The 16721-nt window shown below is 47.0% G+C and carries 28 protein-coding genes and 1 pseudogene; all 29 read left to right on the top strand.

Annotated elements, in window-relative coordinates:
• Nucleotides 1-32 precede the first annotated feature (32 nt).
• The 29 genes and pseudogenes from rplB (at nucleotide 33) to VB836_RS09670 (ending at nucleotide 16644) form a co-directional block, all read left to right on the top strand.
• Nucleotides 33-896: a 50S ribosomal protein L2 gene (gene rplB, locus VB836_RS09810; protein WP_046277177.1), complete on the top strand. Its 864-nt coding sequence runs from the start codon at nucleotides 33-35 to the stop codon at nucleotides 894-896.
• Nucleotides 897-958: 62 nt separating this feature from the next.
• Entirely contained in the window at nucleotides 959-1243 is a 285-nt protein-coding gene (rpsS, locus tag VB836_RS09805; protein WP_046277178.1) for a 30S ribosomal protein S19, read from the top strand.
• A gap of 82 nt (nucleotides 1244-1325) precedes the next feature.
• Entirely contained in the window at nucleotides 1326-1685 is a 360-nt protein-coding gene (rplV, locus tag VB836_RS09800; RefSeq protein WP_046277179.1) for a 50S ribosomal protein L22, read from the top strand.
• A 94-nt stretch (nucleotides 1686-1779) separates the two neighbouring features.
• Entirely contained in the window at nucleotides 1780-2499 is a 720-nt protein-coding gene (gene rpsC / locus VB836_RS09795) for a 30S ribosomal protein S3 (RefSeq protein WP_046277180.1), read from the top strand.
• Between the two features lie 70 nt (nucleotides 2500-2569).
• The gene (gene rplP, locus VB836_RS09790; RefSeq protein WP_046277181.1) at nucleotides 2570-3001 is read left to right on the top strand and encodes a 50S ribosomal protein L16; all 432 of its coding nucleotides are present in this window, start codon (nucleotides 2570-2572) and stop codon (nucleotides 2999-3001) included.
• 42 nt (nucleotides 3002-3043) lie between these two features.
• Nucleotides 3044-3298: a 50S ribosomal protein L29 gene (gene rpmC / locus VB836_RS09785; RefSeq protein ID WP_323219182.1), complete on the top strand. Its 255-nt coding sequence runs from the start codon at nucleotides 3044-3046 to the stop codon at nucleotides 3296-3298.
• Between the two features lie 75 nt (nucleotides 3299-3373).
• Entirely contained in the window at nucleotides 3374-3622 is a 249-nt protein-coding gene (gene rpsQ, locus VB836_RS09780; RefSeq protein ID WP_323219180.1) for a 30S ribosomal protein S17, read from the top strand.
• 62 nt (nucleotides 3623-3684) lie between these two features.
• On the top strand, nucleotides 3685-4053 hold the full coding sequence (gene rplN, locus VB836_RS09775; RefSeq protein ID WP_323219179.1) for a 50S ribosomal protein L14: 369 nt from the start codon (nucleotides 3685-3687) through the stop codon (nucleotides 4051-4053).
• The gene (gene rplX, locus VB836_RS09770) at nucleotides 4053-4403 is read left to right on the top strand and encodes a 50S ribosomal protein L24 (protein ID WP_046277185.1); all 351 of its coding nucleotides are present in this window, start codon (nucleotides 4053-4055) and stop codon (nucleotides 4401-4403) included. Before rplN ends, rplX begins: the two co-directional genes overlap by 1 nt.
• 90 nt (nucleotides 4404-4493) lie before the next feature.
• Complete coding sequence (gene rplE / locus VB836_RS09765; RefSeq protein ID WP_046277186.1) at nucleotides 4494-5042, top strand: 50S ribosomal protein L5; 549 nt, start codon at nucleotides 4494-4496, stop codon at nucleotides 5040-5042.
• A 135-nt stretch (nucleotides 5043-5177) separates the two neighbouring features.
• On the top strand, nucleotides 5178-5579 hold the full coding sequence (gene rpsH, locus VB836_RS09760; protein WP_323219178.1) for a 30S ribosomal protein S8: 402 nt from the start codon (nucleotides 5178-5180) through the stop codon (nucleotides 5577-5579).
• Nucleotides 5580-5673: 94 nt separating this feature from the next.
• On the top strand, nucleotides 5674-6216 hold the full coding sequence (gene rplF, locus VB836_RS09755; RefSeq protein ID WP_323219177.1) for a 50S ribosomal protein L6: 543 nt from the start codon (nucleotides 5674-5676) through the stop codon (nucleotides 6214-6216).
• A gap of 3 nt (nucleotides 6217-6219) precedes the next feature.
• The gene (gene rplR, locus VB836_RS09750) at nucleotides 6220-6582 is read left to right on the top strand and encodes a 50S ribosomal protein L18 (protein WP_046277189.1); all 363 of its coding nucleotides are present in this window, start codon (nucleotides 6220-6222) and stop codon (nucleotides 6580-6582) included.
• Nucleotides 6583-6625: 43 nt separating this feature from the next.
• Nucleotides 6626-7165 (top strand): 30S ribosomal protein S5, encoded by a 540-nt coding sequence (gene rpsE, locus VB836_RS09745; RefSeq protein ID WP_323219176.1) that lies wholly within the window; start codon nucleotides 6626-6628, stop codon nucleotides 7163-7165.
• Nucleotides 7166-7252: 87 nt separating this feature from the next.
• Entirely contained in the window at nucleotides 7253-7750 is a 498-nt protein-coding gene (gene rplO, locus VB836_RS09740; protein ID WP_323219175.1) for a 50S ribosomal protein L15, read from the top strand.
• 41 nt (nucleotides 7751-7791) lie between these two features.
• The gene (secY, locus tag VB836_RS09735; protein WP_323219173.1) at nucleotides 7792-9099 is read left to right on the top strand and encodes a preprotein translocase subunit SecY; all 1308 of its coding nucleotides are present in this window, start codon (nucleotides 7792-7794) and stop codon (nucleotides 9097-9099) included.
• Entirely contained in the window at nucleotides 9099-9683 is a 585-nt protein-coding gene (locus tag VB836_RS09730; RefSeq protein WP_046277193.1) for an adenylate kinase, read from the top strand. The genes secY and VB836_RS09730 overlap by 1 nt, the downstream gene beginning before the upstream one ends.
• A gap of 276 nt (nucleotides 9684-9959) precedes the next feature.
• Complete coding sequence (gene infA / locus VB836_RS09725) at nucleotides 9960-10184, top strand: translation initiation factor IF-1 (protein WP_009782729.1); 225 nt, start codon at nucleotides 9960-9962, stop codon at nucleotides 10182-10184.
• A gap of 109 nt (nucleotides 10185-10293) precedes the next feature.
• Nucleotides 10294-10407, top strand: coding sequence for a 50S ribosomal protein L36 (gene rpmJ / locus VB836_RS09720; RefSeq protein ID WP_071782548.1), 114 nt, complete (start codon nucleotides 10294-10296; stop codon nucleotides 10405-10407).
• A gap of 325 nt (nucleotides 10408-10732) precedes the next feature.
• Nucleotides 10733-11116: a 30S ribosomal protein S13 gene (rpsM, locus tag VB836_RS09715; protein WP_046277194.1), complete on the top strand. Its 384-nt coding sequence runs from the start codon at nucleotides 10733-10735 to the stop codon at nucleotides 11114-11116.
• A 90-nt stretch (nucleotides 11117-11206) separates the two neighbouring features.
• Nucleotides 11207-11599, top strand: coding sequence for a 30S ribosomal protein S11 (rpsK, locus tag VB836_RS09710; RefSeq protein WP_046277195.1), 393 nt, complete (start codon nucleotides 11207-11209; stop codon nucleotides 11597-11599).
• 114 nt (nucleotides 11600-11713) lie between these two features.
• Nucleotides 11714-12658 (top strand): DNA-directed RNA polymerase subunit alpha, encoded by a 945-nt coding sequence (locus VB836_RS09705; RefSeq protein WP_323219169.1) that lies wholly within the window; start codon nucleotides 11714-11716, stop codon nucleotides 12656-12658.
• 125 nt (nucleotides 12659-12783) lie between these two features.
• Nucleotides 12784-13134 (top strand): 50S ribosomal protein L17, encoded by a 351-nt coding sequence (gene rplQ / locus VB836_RS09700; RefSeq protein ID WP_046277197.1) that lies wholly within the window; start codon nucleotides 12784-12786, stop codon nucleotides 13132-13134.
• Nucleotides 13135-13185: 51 nt separating this feature from the next.
• Nucleotides 13186-14076 (top strand): tRNA pseudouridine(38-40) synthase TruA, encoded by an 891-nt coding sequence (gene truA / locus VB836_RS09695; RefSeq protein ID WP_323219168.1) that lies wholly within the window; start codon nucleotides 13186-13188, stop codon nucleotides 14074-14076.
• A gap of 102 nt (nucleotides 14077-14178) precedes the next feature.
• Nucleotides 14179-14637 carry a 50S ribosomal protein L13 gene (gene rplM / locus VB836_RS09690; protein WP_323219167.1) on the top strand — a complete coding sequence of 153 codons (459 nt, stop codon included), beginning with the start codon at nucleotides 14179-14181 and terminating at the stop codon, nucleotides 14635-14637.
• Nucleotides 14637-15047: a 30S ribosomal protein S9 gene (gene rpsI / locus VB836_RS09685; protein WP_323219166.1), complete on the top strand. Its 411-nt coding sequence runs from the start codon at nucleotides 14637-14639 to the stop codon at nucleotides 15045-15047. Before rplM ends, rpsI begins: the two co-directional genes overlap by 1 nt.
• A 134-nt stretch (nucleotides 15048-15181) precedes the next feature.
• Nucleotides 15182-15295 (top strand): annotated as a pseudogene (locus VB836_RS09680) (IS607 family transposase); the annotation flags it as partial.
• Nucleotides 15292-15504: a helix-turn-helix domain-containing protein gene (locus tag VB836_RS09675; RefSeq protein ID WP_046277201.1), complete on the top strand. Its 213-nt coding sequence runs from the start codon at nucleotides 15292-15294 to the stop codon at nucleotides 15502-15504. The pseudogene VB836_RS09680 and the gene VB836_RS09675, both read left to right, overlap by 4 nt.
• Before the next feature lie 357 nt (nucleotides 15505-15861).
• Nucleotides 15862-16644, top strand: coding sequence for an RNA-guided endonuclease InsQ/TnpB family protein (locus VB836_RS09670; protein WP_323219165.1), 783 nt, complete (start codon nucleotides 15862-15864; stop codon nucleotides 16642-16644).
• Nucleotides 16645-16721: the final 77 nt, after the last annotated feature.

Below are 16721 nucleotides of genomic sequence, written 5' to 3'. Positions count from 1 at the left end.
TGTTTTTTGCAGATTAAAAAAGAGGGCCAATTATGGGAATTCGTTCATATCGACCCTATACCCCAAGTACCCGACAGCATTCAGTTTCAGACTTTGCTGAAATTACACACACCGAACCCGAACGCTCCCTAATCGCATCCAAACATCGCCATAAGGGACGCAATAACCGAGGTGTAATTACCTGTCGTCATCGGGGTGGAGGACATAAAAAACTCTACCGGATCATCGATTTTCGCCGCGATAAACACAATATCCCGGCCAAAGTCGCTCAAATCGAATACGACCCTAACCGCAACGCCCGTATCGCTTTGCTGCACTATATCGACGGCGAAAAGCGATACATTTTGCATCCGCTTGGCTTAAAAGTCGGCACCGTGATTGTTTCAGGGCCAGATTCAGCCATTGAAGTCGGTAACGCTTTACCCTTATCGAGAATTCCGTTAGGAACCGATATTCACAACATCGAATTAGTTCCCGGTAAAGGCGGACAAATGGTTCGCTCCGCAGGCGCAACCGCTCAACTCATGGCAAAAGAAGGGGAATATGTCACCCTGAAACTGCCCTCTGGAGAACAGCGCAAAGTCTCGGCTCGTTGCTATGCCACCATCGGACAAGTCGGGAACATCGAAGCTCGCAACGTCAGTATCGGTAAAGCCGGTCGTAACCGTTGGAAAGGAAAAAGACCTACCGTTCGGGGTAGCGTTATGAACCCTGTCGATCACCCGCATGGTGGTGGAGAAGGACGCGCTCCCATCGGTCGCAGTGGCCCCTGTACGCCTTGGGGTAAGCCCGCTTTAGGGATGAAAACCCGGAACGCCAAAAAACGCAGCACAGCCTTAATTGTGCGTCGTCGTCGGAAGTCTTCCAAGCGCGGTAAAGGTGGTCGTCAAAGTTAATCCCCTTGGGGAAATCGCGTGCAATTTTGAACGCTGTACATTAAACCCATAGAGCTGTCATTATGTCTCGTTCACTGAAGAAAGGCCCATTTGTCGCCGATCATTTACTCAAAAAAGTCGCCGCCTTGGATGCCAGTGGCAAAAAAGGAAAAGAAGTGATCAAAACCTGGTCACGAGCTTCGACCATTTTGCCTCTGATGGTAGGTCACACCATCGCCGTTCATAATGGCCGCCAACACGTTCCTGTGTTTGTCACAGAGCAAATGGTGGGACATAAGTTAGGTGAATTTGCCCCCACTCGGACTTATCGCAGCCATGCTGGAGGCGACAAAAAGGCTCGCCGATAGGGTGAAATCACTCCCCGAAGTCATTGACGGGGAAAGGCGTTTAGAGCGCCATCTCCACATCTAAGGGATCGAGGAAACAATAATGCCTGTAGACACTAGCACAGAAATTAAAGCGATCGCTCGCTATATCCGGATGTCGCCTCACAAAGTACGACGAGTCCTCGACCAAATTCGGGGACGCTCCTATCGAGAGGCGTTGATCATTTTAGAATTTATGCCTTATCGGGCTTGTCAGCCGATTCTCAAGGTTTTGCGTTCTGCCGTTGCCAATGCCGAACACAATCAGGGCTTAGATCCAGCCACCCTCGTTGTTTCTCAGGCTTTTGCGGATCAAGGGCCGAGTTTAAAACGCTATCGGCCTCGCGCTCAAGGTCGAGCATACCAAATTCGCAAACCCACTTGTCATATTACGGTGGCTGTCGCCCCTGAAGTTGACAGCTAGATCAAAATGCACGAGTTGCACCCTTACGCCCATTCAATCTTGTACCTTTCAATCCAATGATGAATCGTTAACCCATTTCATAACTTAATTCGCTATGGGACAAAAAATTAATCCAGTCGGTTTTCGTTTAGGAATCACCCAAGAACACAAATCCAGATGGTTCGCTGATGCTAAACATTATCCCGAACTCTTGCAGGAAGACTATAAAATCCGCCAATACATTCAAAAAAACCTTAATAATGCAGGCATTTCGGATGTACGGATAGAGCGCAAAGCCGATCAAATCGACTTAGAAGTGATGACCGCTCGACCCGGGGTAGTCGTTGGCCGAGGCGGTACGGGGATTGAATCTCTGCGAGTCGGTTTACAAAAAGAACTGGGCAGTAATCGTCAAATTCGCATCAACGTTGTAGAAGTCGCCCGAGTCGATGCGGATGCTCGGTTGATCGCCGAATACATCGCTCAACAGCTCGAAAAACGGGTGTCCTTCCGTCGGGTGGTTCGTCAAGCCATTACCCGAGCGCAAAAAGCAGGGATTGAAGGCATTAAAGTTCAAGTTAGTGGTCGTCTCAACGGGGCTGAAATTGCGCGGACAGAGTGGACTCGCGAAGGTCGAGTGCCTCTGCATACCCTACGGGCTGATATTGACTACGCTTACTGCACGGCTTTGACGATCTATGGCATTCTCGGCATTAAGGTGTGGGTGTTCAAAGGCGAAATTATCCCTGGACAAGAAGAGACATCAAACGCCAATGCCGGTCAACCTAAACGCAAACAACCGCGACGTCAAAAATATGATGATCGCTCTGAATAAAGGATAGAAAAGCCGCAAATCATGGCTTTTCACCTTGGACAGATAGCCAACAACTCACTATCAACCACCGATGTTAAGTCCCAAAAGAACAAAATTCCGCAAACAACAACGGGGCCGGATGAGAGGTCTAGCGACCCGAGGAAGTACCCTGACTTTCGGGGAATATGGCTTGCAAGCTCTCGAACCCTCCTGGATTACCGCACGTCAAATCGAAGCCGCACGTCGGGCGATGACTCGTTATATTCGTCGGGGTGGAAAAATTTGGATTCGGATTTTTCCAGACAAACCGATTACCATGCGTCCGGCGGAAACTCGGATGGGTTCCGGTAAAGGCGCTCCCGAATATTGGGTGGCTGTGGTTAAGCCCGGACGGATCATGTTTGAACTGGATGGGGTTTCTGAAGAAATCGCCCGGGAAGCCATGCGTTTAGCTGCTTTTAAATTACCGATTAAGACCAAGTTTATTATGCAGCAAAAACAGGAGGAAACCTCCGAAGAGTAAAGGGACAGGGTAAAGGATACATCGAAGGTTAAGGATCAAGTTATGTCTTTTCCGAAGGTTAAAGAAGCAAGACAGTTAAATGATGAGCAACTGTCTAACCGAATTATAGAACTCAAAAAAAATCTGGCTAATCTGCGTTTGCTCAAAGCAACAGGACGTTTAGAAAAGCCTCATGAGTTCAAACACGCTCAACATGAATTGGCTCAATTGCTAACGGTTGAACGGGAGCGACAACAGCAGGCAGAAGCAGAAAAAACAGCCTCGGCTAGCACGACCGATGAACCCGTATCAGCTTAAGCGATCGCCCTGTGTAGACAGTCGAATTAGCACCAATTCTTTTGAGTTTTACGAACTATCGCGGCAAACTAAACTATGGCAATTAAAGAACGAGTTGGCTTAGTGATCAGCAACAAAATGCAGAAAACTGTGGTGGTGGCTGTAGAAAACCGCTCGCCCCATCCCAAGTATGGAAAAATTGTTGTGAAAACGAAGCACTATAACGCTCACGACGAAGACAATCAATGTAAAGAAGGGGATAGAGTCCGCATTCAAGAAACTCGCCCCCTGAGTAAAACGAAACGTTGGAATGTGATTGAAATTCTAAGTGGCAAAGCTGAGTAATTTTCAGCAAACCCGCTCAGAAATTCAGTGAAAATTCACCTCTAAACTATCCATGAAGTGTCATGATTCAACCACAGACTATTCTTAATGTTGCTGATAATAGCGGAGCGCGTAAATTAATGTGTATCCGCATCCTGGGAGGGGGTAATCGTCGCTATGCCCGGATCGGCGATGAGATTATTGCAGTGGTTAAAGATGCGATTCCGAACATGGCTGTTAAACGCTCTGATGTCGTTAGAGCCGTTGTTGTCAGAACTCGTCATAGTCTACGCCGTGACAGTGGGATGAGTATCCGCTTTGACGATAATGCAGCCGTGATTATTAACCCAGAAGGCAATCCCAAAGGAACCCGCGTATTTGGCCCGATTGCTCGGGAACTGCGGGAGAAAAATTACATGAAAATTGTGTCTCTTGCGCCGGAGGTCATCTAATGCCTTATAAAAAACAACAGAAACTCGAACGTCATCAAATGCACGTTAAAAAAGGCGATACGGTGCAAATTATCGCCGGAAAAGATAAGGGTAAAGTTGGAGAAGTGATCCGAGCAATCCCGAAGTTGAGCAAGGTTGTGGTTAAGGATGTTAATATTCGCACCAAACACGTAAAGCCTCAACAAGAAGGAGAATCCGGTAAAATTATTACCTTTGAAGCTCCGATTCATAGCTCAAACGTCATGCTTTATTCCACCAAAGAAAAAGTGGCGAGTCGCATTAGTTATACCTTCACTGAAGAAGGTAGAAAAGTGCGAATGCTCAAAAAAACTGGAGAAATCATCGATTAATTTCTCGACAGGAACTCGGAGAAATTTATTCTAATCTCTCAATTAAACCTTCCCTGACCAAGCCCAGGGATTAAAAAGGAGCAAAACACTATGACCGCTACTCAAATCAAGACTCAGTATCTCGAAAAAGTTGTTCCCAAACTGATGGAGCAATTTGGATATCAAAATATCCATCAAGTTCCCAAGCTCGTTAAAATTACCCTAAATCGAGGCTTGGGAGAAGCTTCACAGAATGCCAAAGCCTTGGATTCCTCCCTTAATGAAATTGCCGTGATCACTGGACAAAAACCCGTTGTCACTCGAGCGAAAAAAGCGATCGCTGGATTTAAAATTCGTCAAGGGATGCCTGTTGGGGTGATGGTGACATTACGCTCAGATCGGATGTATTCCTTTTTAGAGCGACTGATTCACCTGTCATTACCTCGAATTCGAGACTTTCGCGGCATTAGCCCCAAAAGCTTCGATGGGAGAGGAAATTATAGTTTGGGCGTTCGAGAACAGCTCATTTTCCCGGAAATCGAATACGACAGCATCGATCAAATCCGGGGTTTAGATATTTCAATTATTACCACCGCTCAGTCTGACGAAGAAGGACGGGCTTTACTCAAAGAAATGGGAATGCCCTTCCGGGAAAACTAAGGCTATCAGATTTACAACGGATAGTCAGTAGAAAAACGGATTCACTTTTTACCCTTGTCATCAGTCTATGCGGCCTTGAGTCAACGCGCATCCGTTCTTCATTCGTCAATATCCGTTTCTAATAACGAGACAACTATGGCAACAAACGATACCATTTCAGATATGTTGACGCGCATTCGCAACTCTTGCTTGGCGCGGCATCAAACCACACAAATTCCCTCGACCAAAATGACGCGCAGCATCGCCCGAGTGCTTCGCGAGGAAGGCTTCATTGGAGAGTTTGAAGAAACAGGAGAAGGAATTAAAAGATCTCTCGTCCTGTCTTTGAAGTACAATCCTAAAACTCGCACCCCGATTATCAAAAAGCTCAAGCGTGTCAGCCGACCTGGTTTGAGAGTCTATAGCAATCGGAAAGAACTCCCACGAGTTTTAGGTGGGATTGGCATTGCAATTATCTCCACCTCTCGGGGAGTGATGACCGACAGAGAAGCCCGTAGTCAAGGCATCGGTGGAGAAGTGCTTTGTTACATTTGGTAAGTCGAGTTAGTTAGCAGAGCCGAAGGTTTAAACCCTCTCGACGAATGGCTTTTTAACTCACAAAAATTGACAACTCACAACTGACAAAAGCATTATGTCTAGAATTGGTAAACGCCCAATTCCGATTCCCCAAAAAGTTACCTTAACCATTGAGGGACAACAAATTACCGTCAAAGGCCCTAAAGGAGAACTGACTCGGGTTTTACCCGCTCAAGTCCTACTCGAACAAGAGGGTGAAGCCTTACTCGTTAAACGGCGTGATGAGTCTCGTGTGGCTCGTCAACGACATGGATTATGTCGAACTCTCGTTGCCAATATGGTTGATGGTGTCTCCAAAGGCTTTGAAAAACGCCTAGAAATTCAAGGCGTGGGGTATCGGGCGCAAGTTCAAGGAAGAAATTTGATTCTCAATGTTGGCTACAGTAAACCTGTTGAGATGAATCCCCCGCAAGGCATCACCGTAGCGGTTGAAAACAACACCAACGTGATTGTTAGCGGCATCGATAAAGAAATTGTCGGGAATGTAGCCGCTCAAATTCGGGCTGTTCGTCCCCCTGAACCCTACAAAGGCAAAGGCATTCGCTATGCCGGAGAATTAGTCAGACGCAAAGCAGGTAAAACAGGTAAGAAAAAATAGACTATGAAACAGACTCGACAAGAATCACGCCTTCGTCGCCATCGTCGTGTCCGACGCCAAGTATTTGGCACTCCCGAACGACCTCGGCTGGCTGTGTTTCGCTCTCACAAACATATCTATGCTCAGGTGATTGATGATACTCAGCATCATACCCTGGCGGCTGCCTCTAGTCTCGATCCCGATTTCAAAACTCAGATGGAAACTGGAGGAACCTGTGAAGCATCTGTGCAAGTCGGACAGCTTGTCGCCCAACGTTTACTCTCCAAAGGCATCAGCAAAGTTGTTTTTGATCGAGGCGGCTATTTGTATCACGGACGAGTTAAAGCTCTAGCCGATGCAGCCCGAGAAGCAGGTTTAGACTTCTAAGATCGCCATTTCACAGCTTAACTTGATCAAAGGATAAACGATTATGGCAGAACAGCAACAACAGCAACGTCGGAAAAAAGGAAATCGCACCAAAGAAAAAGAAACGGAATGGCAAGAACGAGTCGTGCAGATTCGTCGGGTGACGAAAGTGGTCAAGGGCGGTAAAAAACTCAGTTTCCGTGCCATTGTGATTGTGGGTAACGAACGCGGTCAAGTGGGCGTCGGGGTTGGAAAAGCCGCCGATGTAATTGGAGCCGTGAAAAAAGGGGTCGCAGACGGTCGCAAAAACGTGATTGAAGTGCCTCTGACCAAATCCTATTCCATTCCCCATCTCGTTCAAGGAGAAGGTGGCGGTGCCAAAGTGCTAATTCGACCCGCAGCACCTGGTACTGGAGTAATTGCAGGGGGAGCAGTCCGAACTGTTCTCGAACTTGCAGGCGTTCGGAATATCCTCGCCAAGCAACTCGGTTCCAGTAACCCTCTCAATAATGCCCGTGCTGCCGTTGATGCGCTCATCGGCTTGCGAACCTTGTCAGAAGTTGCCCGAGAACGGGGCATTTCCATTGAGCAGCTCTATGGTTGAGCCGCTTGATTCCCAATCAAAATTATCACCTGAGTTGGAGCTACGTGTCTCCAGTTAAAACTGATCATTGACAATCGATAAAAAACAATGAGATTAGAAGATGCCGTACCAAAAGCCGGCTCCCGTAAGCGCCGCCGTCGCCTGGGTCGAGGTATTTCAGCCGGCCAAGGTGCAAGTTGTGGCAAAGGGATGCGCGGTCAAAAATCTCGCTCCGGTGGTAGCACCCGACCGGGATTTGAAGGAGGTCAAAATCCCCTCTACCGACGTTTGCCCAAATTAAAGGGCTTTCCCCAAGTTAATCGGAAACAGTACACTACCATTAATGTAGGAAAGTTGGCATCTCTGAGCGCAGGTACAGAAGTAACGCTTGAGTCTCTACAAGAAGCCGGAATTTTAACCGCCAATAACGGGCCGTTAAAAGTCTTAGGAGACGGAGAACTCAATGTCGCGCTTCGAGTCCGAGCCGCCGCTTTTACCCAAACGGCTCGCTCAAAAATTGAAGCCGCAGGTGGAAGCTGTGAACCGATGGATGCCAGCCGTGAAACAAATGGAGACACTCAGGAAACTCAGACAGAGCAAAACTGAGAACTCCAGGTTCAACTGGGTTTGTTCATAGGGAGTCCTTCATGGTCGTTAGTCGAGATAAAGCGCCAACTGCACAAGAGACATTCATGCAGATGGCTCAAGCCGCCGGGTTGCGAGGTCGTATCCTCGTGACGATTGGCTTACTGATTTTAGTCCGTTTGGGCGTTTTCTTACCCATTCCTGGAATTGATCGCGCTGCATTTAGCGAAAATATTCAAAACAGTCCCGTGATTGGCTTTTTGGATTTATTCGTTGGAGGTGGTCTTTCAGCCCTGGGGATTTTTGCTTTAGGAATTTTACCCTTTATTAATGCTTCGATCATCATGCAGTTGATGACGGCAGCATTACCCACTTTAGAAGATTTGCAGAAAAATGAAGGGGAAGCCGGACGGCGGAAGATTTCTCAGATCACTCGCTATGTGGCTTTAGGATGGTCTGTTCTGCAAAGTATCGGTTTGGCATTGTGGGTCAGTCCTTTTGCCGAAAATCCGGGGCCTTTGTTTACCGCAGAGGTCGTCCTTGCCTTATCAGCCGGGGCGATGTTTGTCATGTGGGTGTCTGAACTGATTACAGAACGAGGAATTGGTAACGGGGCTTCGTTGCTGATTTTTGTGAATATTGTTGCGGTTCTGCCCCGCTCTCTGGGAAATACGATTGAGTTGGCTCAAAGTGGCGATCGCGCCATTGTCGGTCGGGTGATTATCCTGTTGCTGATTTTCTTGGCGATGATCGTCGGAATTGTCTTTGTTCAAGAAGGAACACGGCGAATTCCAATTGTTTCGGCACGTCGTCAGGTCGGTCGTAAACTTTATCGGGAAAAAACCAGTTATCTGCCGTTGCGACTGAATCAGGGTGGGGTGATGCCGATCATTTTTGCTTCGGCTGTTCTGATTTTACCTGCATCCCTATCGCAATTTACCAACAATCCGATTTTAGTTCAAGTCGCTACGGCTCTCAGTCCGAACGGGCCAACGCCTTGGCTATATGCCGCTTTCTATTTGACGCTCATTTTGTTCTTTAGCTATTTCTATGCGTCGCTGATTTTGCAACCTGTAGACATGGCTCAGAACTTGAAGAAAATGGGCGCTTCGATTCCGGGGATTCGTCCGGGTAAAGCCACGACTGAATATATTGAGCGGGTTCTGAATCGATTGACCTTTTTGGGGGCGATCTTTTTAGGGTTTGTCGCGATTATTCCCACGGTGGTTGAAACGGCGACTCGGGTTCCTACTTTTCGGGGGTTTGGTGCTACTTCTCTGCTGATTTTAGTGGGGGTGGCGATTGATACGGCGAAACAGGTGCAAACCTATGTGATTTCTCAACGCTATGAAGGAATGGTGAAGCGATAGTGGTTCAAGTTATTTTCTTAGGGCCTCCAGGTTCAGGTAAAGGGACACAGGCAGCACGGGTGTCGGAGCTGTTTCAAGTTCCTCATATCTCAACTGGAGACATCTTGAGAACTCATGTAGCTCAACAGACTGATCTGGGTCAAAAAGCTAAAGCCTTCATGGATCGCGGCGATTTGGTTCCTGATGGATTAATTCTAGATATGGTACTAGATCGCCTCCATCAACCGGATGCTCAAAAGGGTTGGATTCTTGATGGTTTTCCTCGCAATGTCGCTCAAGCCACTTTTATTGAACAGGTGGTGCTGCAACAGAAGGCTGAAAATGCTTCTGAAAATGCTCAGGACAAAAGCCTGAATACTATCAATTTAGAAGTTCCTGATCAGGTTCTGATTGAGCGTTTATTGGCTCGGGGACGGGCTGATGATTGTGAACAAACCATTCGCCATCGTTTGCAAGTCTATCACGAACAAACTGAACCCTTGATTCAGTTTTATCGTGATCGCAATCAGTTGAGTATTGTTAATGGCAATCTCTCCGTTGATCAGGTGACGGCTGAGTTGAAAAAGGCAATTGTTGCAGCCTAATTGTCTCTTGTTCTCTCCCCAAAGGGAAGTGGGAATTTAATGAGTTGAAAAAGGCACCCGTCTTCATCTACCTGGTGGAATTGTTCTTGAGGCTTGGCTCTAACCGCAAAAGGCGGTCTCCCCTTGACATAAGTCCCACCCTTTATTTGAAGATTTTGATAAAATATGTTAAGAATTGCATCTTGACCGCCAGTGTCTTAGGGGTTAGAGCTAGTCTGCCAAAAAGATCAACGAAGGGTGACAGGAGCAGTTTGGTTGAATTGAGGAAACAACAGCTTGTCTAAGCAAGATTTGATTGAGATGGAAGGGACAGTCACAGAGTCTCTTCCGAATGCGATGTTTCGTGTGGATCTTGATAATGGGTTCAATGTTTTAGCTCATATTTCTGGCAAGATTCGCCGCAACTACATCAAAATTTTACCGGGAGACCGCGTTAAGGTGGAATTAACTCCTTACGATCTGACTAAAGGGAGAATTACATATCGCCTGAAGAAGAAGTAGGTTGAGGTTGATCCACTGCCTTTTTGATTGGCAAAAGGTAAAAATACTGGATCAACTTTCTCAATCAATGATATAATAATAAATTTGTTGTAGTATTGCCAGAATCGGCATGAAAGTAAGAGCATCCGTGCGGAAAATTTGTGAAAAGTGTCGCGTCATCCGTCGTCGTGGCCGAGTAATGGTGATTTGTTCCAATCCCAAGCACAAACAGCGACAAGGATAGGTTAGCAGAACAGTGAGACCTAGTTCTCCGAGAACTTTGAATCAGCTCTTTGAGAGAAACTCATGTAGAGTCAAGTCTGACCCAGTTCAGAAACATTCTACTCGCTCAAAACCCGTTGAGTTGATTTCAGCTCAACCCCAATTGCGACTCATTGAAGCGACCATTACCAAAGCGAACTGCAATTAGCCCAAGAAGGTTGTAGCAAAACCTGCGCTCACCTCAAGATTTTTAGACGGGGAGCGCGGTAGTGAAAGATTATGCAGCTATTCTACTGCATCAGCGAATCAAGTAACTTCAGATCACGTATTTCACAGGAGAAACAAGTGTGGCACGTATAGCCGGAGTAGACCTTCCACGAGATAAACGTGTTGAAATTGGTCTGACTTACATTTACGGAATTGGACTATCACGGTCCCGAGAAATTTTGGCAGAAACAGGGGTCAACCCAGATACCCGAGTTAAAGACCTAAGCGATGCGGAAGTCGCCGCCTTACGCGCTTTGGTTCAGGGACAATATCAAGTCGAAGGAGATCTCAGACGCTGGGAAGCGATGAACATCAAGCGTCTGATGGATATTGGCACCTATCGGGGCCGCCGTCATCGCATGGGTCTGCCTGTACGGGGTCAGCGAACCCGCACTAATGCGAGAACTCGTCGGGGCGCTAGACGCACAGTGGCGGGTAAGAAAAAGGCAAGCTCCAAGAAATAATCCAGTTGAAGGGGCTAGAACCCAATCACCAGCTTGCCAAACTCGCTGGTGGGCAAGGGATACGAAAGAGATCATGTTAGAGAAAAGACTATGGCAAAACCATCGAAAAAGTCAGGAACAAAAAAGCAAAAGCGGAACGTACCCAATGGGGTCGCTTACATTCAATCGACTTTCAACAATACCATCGTGACGATTACTGATCCCAACGGTGAAGTCGTTTCTTGGGCTTCGGCTGGATCTACAGGGTTTAAAGGGGCTAAAAAAGGGACTCCTTTTGCCGCTCAGACGGCGGCTGAAAATGCCGGACGGCGAGCCAATGACCAAGGAATGCGACAAATTGAAGTCATGGTGAGTGGCCCGGGTGCGGGTCGAGAAACAGCAATTCGAGCATTGCAAGGGGCGGGATTGGAAATTACCCTGATTCGAGACATTACACCCATTCCTCATAATGGTTGCCGTCCTCCTAAACGGCGTCGCGTCTGATTAGGAACTCACAGTGCTGGGATGCGAATGAAAAATGAAAAATGTCAGTCCTTTTTCATTTTTCGCTTTTAATCAAATACACTTCGGGGTTCAAAGGAGAAGGGAGGTCAATCGGTGGCGCAATTTAAGATTGAGTGTATTGAGTCAAACACTGATACAGACCGGAGTCAATACGGTAAATTTGTCCTGGAACCGCTAGATCGGGGTCAGGGAACAACTGTCGGCAACGCACTCAGACGGGTACTCCTGTCAAACTTAGAAGGAACAGCAATCACAGCCGTTCGGATTGCCGGAGTTAACCATGAGTTTGCCACAATTGAAGGGGTAAGAGAAGATGTATTAGAAATCTTGCTGAACTTGAAGGAAGTCGTCCTTAATAGTTATTCTAACCAAAGACAAATTGGTCGTTTACTGGTTCAAGGGCCGGCTACTGTTACCGCAGGTCACTTTGACCTGCCCTCAGAGGTTGAAGTTGTAGACAAAAACCAATATATCGCTACCCTGTCTCCGGGATCAACCTTGGAAATGGAATTTCAGGTCGAGAAAGGAACGGGGTATCGAGCGGTAGATCGGAATCGAGATGAAACAACGGCGGTTGATTTTCTACAAATTGATGCCGTGTTCATGCCCGTTCGCAAGGTCAATTATACGGTTGAGGATGCGAGGATTGGGGGATCGGTGGAGAAAGATCGGCTGATTATGGAGATCTGGACGAATGGCAGTCTGACTCCTCAAGAAGCCTTAAGCCTATCCGCGACAATCTTGGTGGATTTGTTTGTTCCGCTCAAAGATATCACCCTTGAATCTATTAAAACGGATCAGACGGATGATGTCGATCCGACCAGTCAAATCCCGATCGAAGAACTCCAGCTTTCTGTGCGAGCTTACAACTGTCTCAAACGCGCTCAAATCAACTCAGTGGCAGACTTACGGGACTATACCCAAGAAGACCTGTTAGAAATTAAAAACTTTGGTCAAAAGTCAGCCGAAGAGGTGATAGAAGCCCTACAAAAACGCCTGGGAATTACTTTACCTCAAGAAAGGGCAAGTAAACCCTGAGCGTCCGAGACAGAGAGGATGCAATCGCAGGGGAAGGCAAATGGCTAGCTCCCCTGCAACGCTTGGGAAAAATCACACTAGACCTGCTAGATCGCTAGTTATCACGTTGTTAATCGGAAGTTATTATGCGTCATCGTTGTCGTATTCCCAAACTGGGTAAACCCGCAGACCAGCGCAAAGCCTTACTGCGATCGCTGGCGACTGAATTGATTCGTCATGGTCGAATCACCACCACCAAAACCCGAGCCAAAGCGGTACAATCTGAAGCCGAAAAAATGATTACCTTGGCTAAAGATGGCTCCTTATCCGCCAGACGGGCGGCAATGGGATACATCTATGATAAACAGCTTGTACACGCTTTGTTTGAAGCCGCTCAAGACCGATACGGATCGCGGAACGGGGGATATACCCGCGTTGTCAGAACGGTACGCCGTCGGGGTGATAATGCAGAAATGGCGATTATTGAACTGGTTTAATCTTGAGATGTTCAGGAGAAAACCAGCACCCAAGACAAGAGACACTCAGGCATGAATCGGACGACATCAGAAGGAATCAGGGAAACCCAAGACTTGCCGACGAGCGATCGCAAACGCATTGCCTTAGTGATTCAATACCAGGGAACTGACTTTAACGGGTGGCAACGGCAACCCAATGGACGAACCGTGCAGGAAGAAATAGAAACGGCGATTGCCACTGTCCTGAATCATCCTGTCACCCTACATGGTGCTGGCCGCACCGATGCAGGCGTTCATGCTGCCGCTCAAGTGGCTCATTTTGAGGCAACGGGGCCGATTCCTGGCTATCGATGGGCAACCATCCTCAATCATCGCTTGCCTTCAGATGTTCTGATTCGTGCCTCTGCTCAAGTAGACCAACGTTGGCACGCCCGCTTCTCCGCCCTCTGGAGACGTTATCGTTATCTGCTGTACACTGACTCGCGACCGAATTTGTTTGTGCGTCCCTGGAGTTGGCATTATTACCATGCCCCCTTGGATGAAAACCTCATGCAAGCGGCATTGAACCCCTTACTGGGACGTCATCATCTCAGTGCTTTCCAACGCGCTGGCACCCGTCGCCCTCACGCCTGGGTGGAGGTGCAGGAAGTCTCCTGTCAGCGACAAGGGCCGTTTATTCGGATTGAAGTACAAGCCAGTGGTTTTTTATACGGGATGATGCGGCTGCTGGTGGGATTATTGGTCGAAGTCGGCTCCCTGGGGCGATCGCTGGAAAACTTTACCGAGATCTGGGTTCACGAACGCCGAGATCTCGTTAAATATTCGGCTCCAGCTCAGGGTCTTTGTCTACTACGAGTCGGCTATCCTGACTTTCCCTTCGAGCCGGATGTCTGGTTTGATACCTATCCAGAGTGGGTACTGGGTTCTACTCCCGCCTCTTTCTCCAGGACTCATTTCTCCTAAGCTCCCTGAAGTGACTTGATCTAATTGCCTATGACTATTGCTCTGTTGTCAATAGTTGATCTGATGATAACTTAATGTCCGTAAGCTAAAGGATAGCGAACAATGACCATTAAAACTTACCTTCCTACCGAAGACTCAATTGAGCGAAAATGGTATGTGGTTGATGCGGCCGATCAACGGCTGGGTCGCCTAGCGACTGAAATTGCCAGCATTATTCGGGGCAAGAAAAAGCCGACCTATACTCCCCATATGGATACGGGAGATTTTGTAATTGTTGTTAATGCCGAAAAAGTTCAAGTGACTGGCAAAAAAAGCTCCCAAAAACTTTATCGCCGTCATTCGGGTAGACCGGGCGGTATGAAGATGGAAACCTTTGAACATTTGCAAGGTCGTATTCCTGAACGAATTATCGAACAAGCCGTTAAGGGAATGTTGCCGAAAAATGCCCTGGGACGACAACTGTTTACAAAGCTGAAAGTCTACCCCGGCCCGAATCATCCCCACACCGCTCAACAGCCTGAAGTCCTTACCATTAACACCATTCCCACAGGAGATCAATAATGCAAGTAACTGATACTGATCGCGCCGTTTATTGGGGTACGGGTCGTCGGAAATCTTCAATCGCCCGAGTTCGCCTAGTTCCAGGCACAGGACAACTGTTGATTAATGGTCGAGATGGTGAATCCTATCTCCAATTTAATGCTAGTTATGTCTCCTCTGCTAAAGCCCCTCTAGAAACTCTGGGCTTAGAAACCGATTATGACATTCTCGTTAATGTCAAAGGGGGAGGTCTAACGGGTCAAGCTGAGTCTATCCGTTTAGGGGTAGCTCGAGCCTTGTGTGAACTGAGTCCTGATAATCGTCATCCTTTGAAAATTGAGGGATATTTAACTCGTGACCCCCGTGCTAAAGAACGGAAAAAGTATGGGTTACGCAAAGCCCGTAAAGCTCCTCAATACTCGAAACGATAAACGAAAGCCCATTTCAACGAACGAACAGGGACTTCACAGAAGTCTCTGTATGGGGTCTAATCTCGGTAAAGTGGCGACTAAAATGGCACAAACCGTCTATAGCCCCTGATCGGCCCGTCAAAAATCCTGCTTTCGAGGATGTTCTAGAAATAATCACCGTTTTTTCCGCTAGACTTTATGGGTCAAGAAGTCACAAGAACAAGAATCTGATGAAAGAGTTGAGAGACGTTGCTGAATCCTTTAAATGAGAATCGCATTTAAGACCGAGATTAATCCCAACAATAAACAGCAAACGGCATTTATCCGTCACGCCGGAACCGCACGCCATGCTTGGAATTGGGGGTTAAGTATTACCTTGGGTATTCTCGAACACAACAAAGCCAACCCGAATAAAAAGATTAAATTTCCCACCGGAATTGATTTACCAAAAATTGCCGCACACGCCCCTACCTTTTAGGTATGGGGATATAAGGCCAGGAAAAATGCTATAATAACTCTACTGGCAGGGTATTCAACCAGTCTAAAAACCCAGCATCTAATGGATGCAATGAACCTTGAAAACTTAAGGTATGGGGTTCTTGCAAGAAATGCTTTGGCCATATAAAACCTTAAAGCACCAAGTACAGAGAATAAAGCATTTTTTCTCAAGTACGGTAGGGCATACCGAAACTATCTCTGAAATGGGATGAACGACTGGGGAGACTCACCCCTCTGGAGTTGATTGGGAAACCAGTATGCTGTAAGGGTTGTCAATGAACCAGTAATCCAAATCCGCTCTTGCTTGGAGAATCCCCTTTCTTTAGAAATGGGGAGTATGTCAAATAAGTGGTTGGTGGCGTTGGTAAAACCCGAAAACCCCTGGTATTACGAATCATCTAAATCGGCTCCCCAAAATGCACTGAGAAGCCTGGCGATCGCCTGGAAACGATGTTTTAAAAAAGTCTCAAAACAACCCCGTTTTAAGAAGAAAGGGAGAGGCGATAGCTTTACTCTTGACGGTTCAATCAAACTAGACTCTTTTAAAGTTAAACTTCCTCGCATTGGTTGGGTGAGAACTTTTGAGCGTATAAGCGATCATGTTAAGCCCAAGTCTGTAACTGTGTCCCGAACGGCAGATCGATGGTTTGTCAGCTTCAGCTTTGAAGTTGAACCGATGCCAACGCCCAAATTTATTGATGTTGTCGGGGTTGATTTAGGGGTTAAATCTCTGGCTACTTTATCAACCTCAGAGGTGTTTGATGGCGCAAAGTCATATCGCAAGCTAGAATCAAAACTTTCTCGCTTGCAATGGTTAAACCGTCGAAAAGTCAAAGGTTCTGCCAACGCTCAAAGAGCTACTCTCAAGATAGCCAAGCTGCATCAGAAAATCGCTAATATTCGCAAAGATACGTTGCACAAGCTCACCACATACTTGGCTAAGAACCACAGCCAAATCGTGATTGAAGATCTCAACGTATCAGGTATGATGGCGAATCATAAGTTAGCTAAAGCTATCGGCGATATGGGCTTTTACGAGTTCAGAAGACAACTTGAATATAAGTGTGAACTTTACCAAAAATTGCCGCACACGCCCCTACCTTCAGGTATGGGGATATAAGGCTCTTTCTAATGCTATAATAACTCTACTGGCAGGGTATTCAACCAGTTGAAAAACCCAGCATCTAATCGATGCAA

The organism is Limnoraphis robusta BA-68 BA1, from assembly GCF_034932365.1.
Taxonomy (GTDB): Bacteria; Cyanobacteriota; Cyanobacteriia; order Cyanobacteriales; family Microcoleaceae; genus Capilliphycus; species Capilliphycus robustus.
This window is presented reverse-complemented; position numbering and strand designations above follow the sequence as displayed.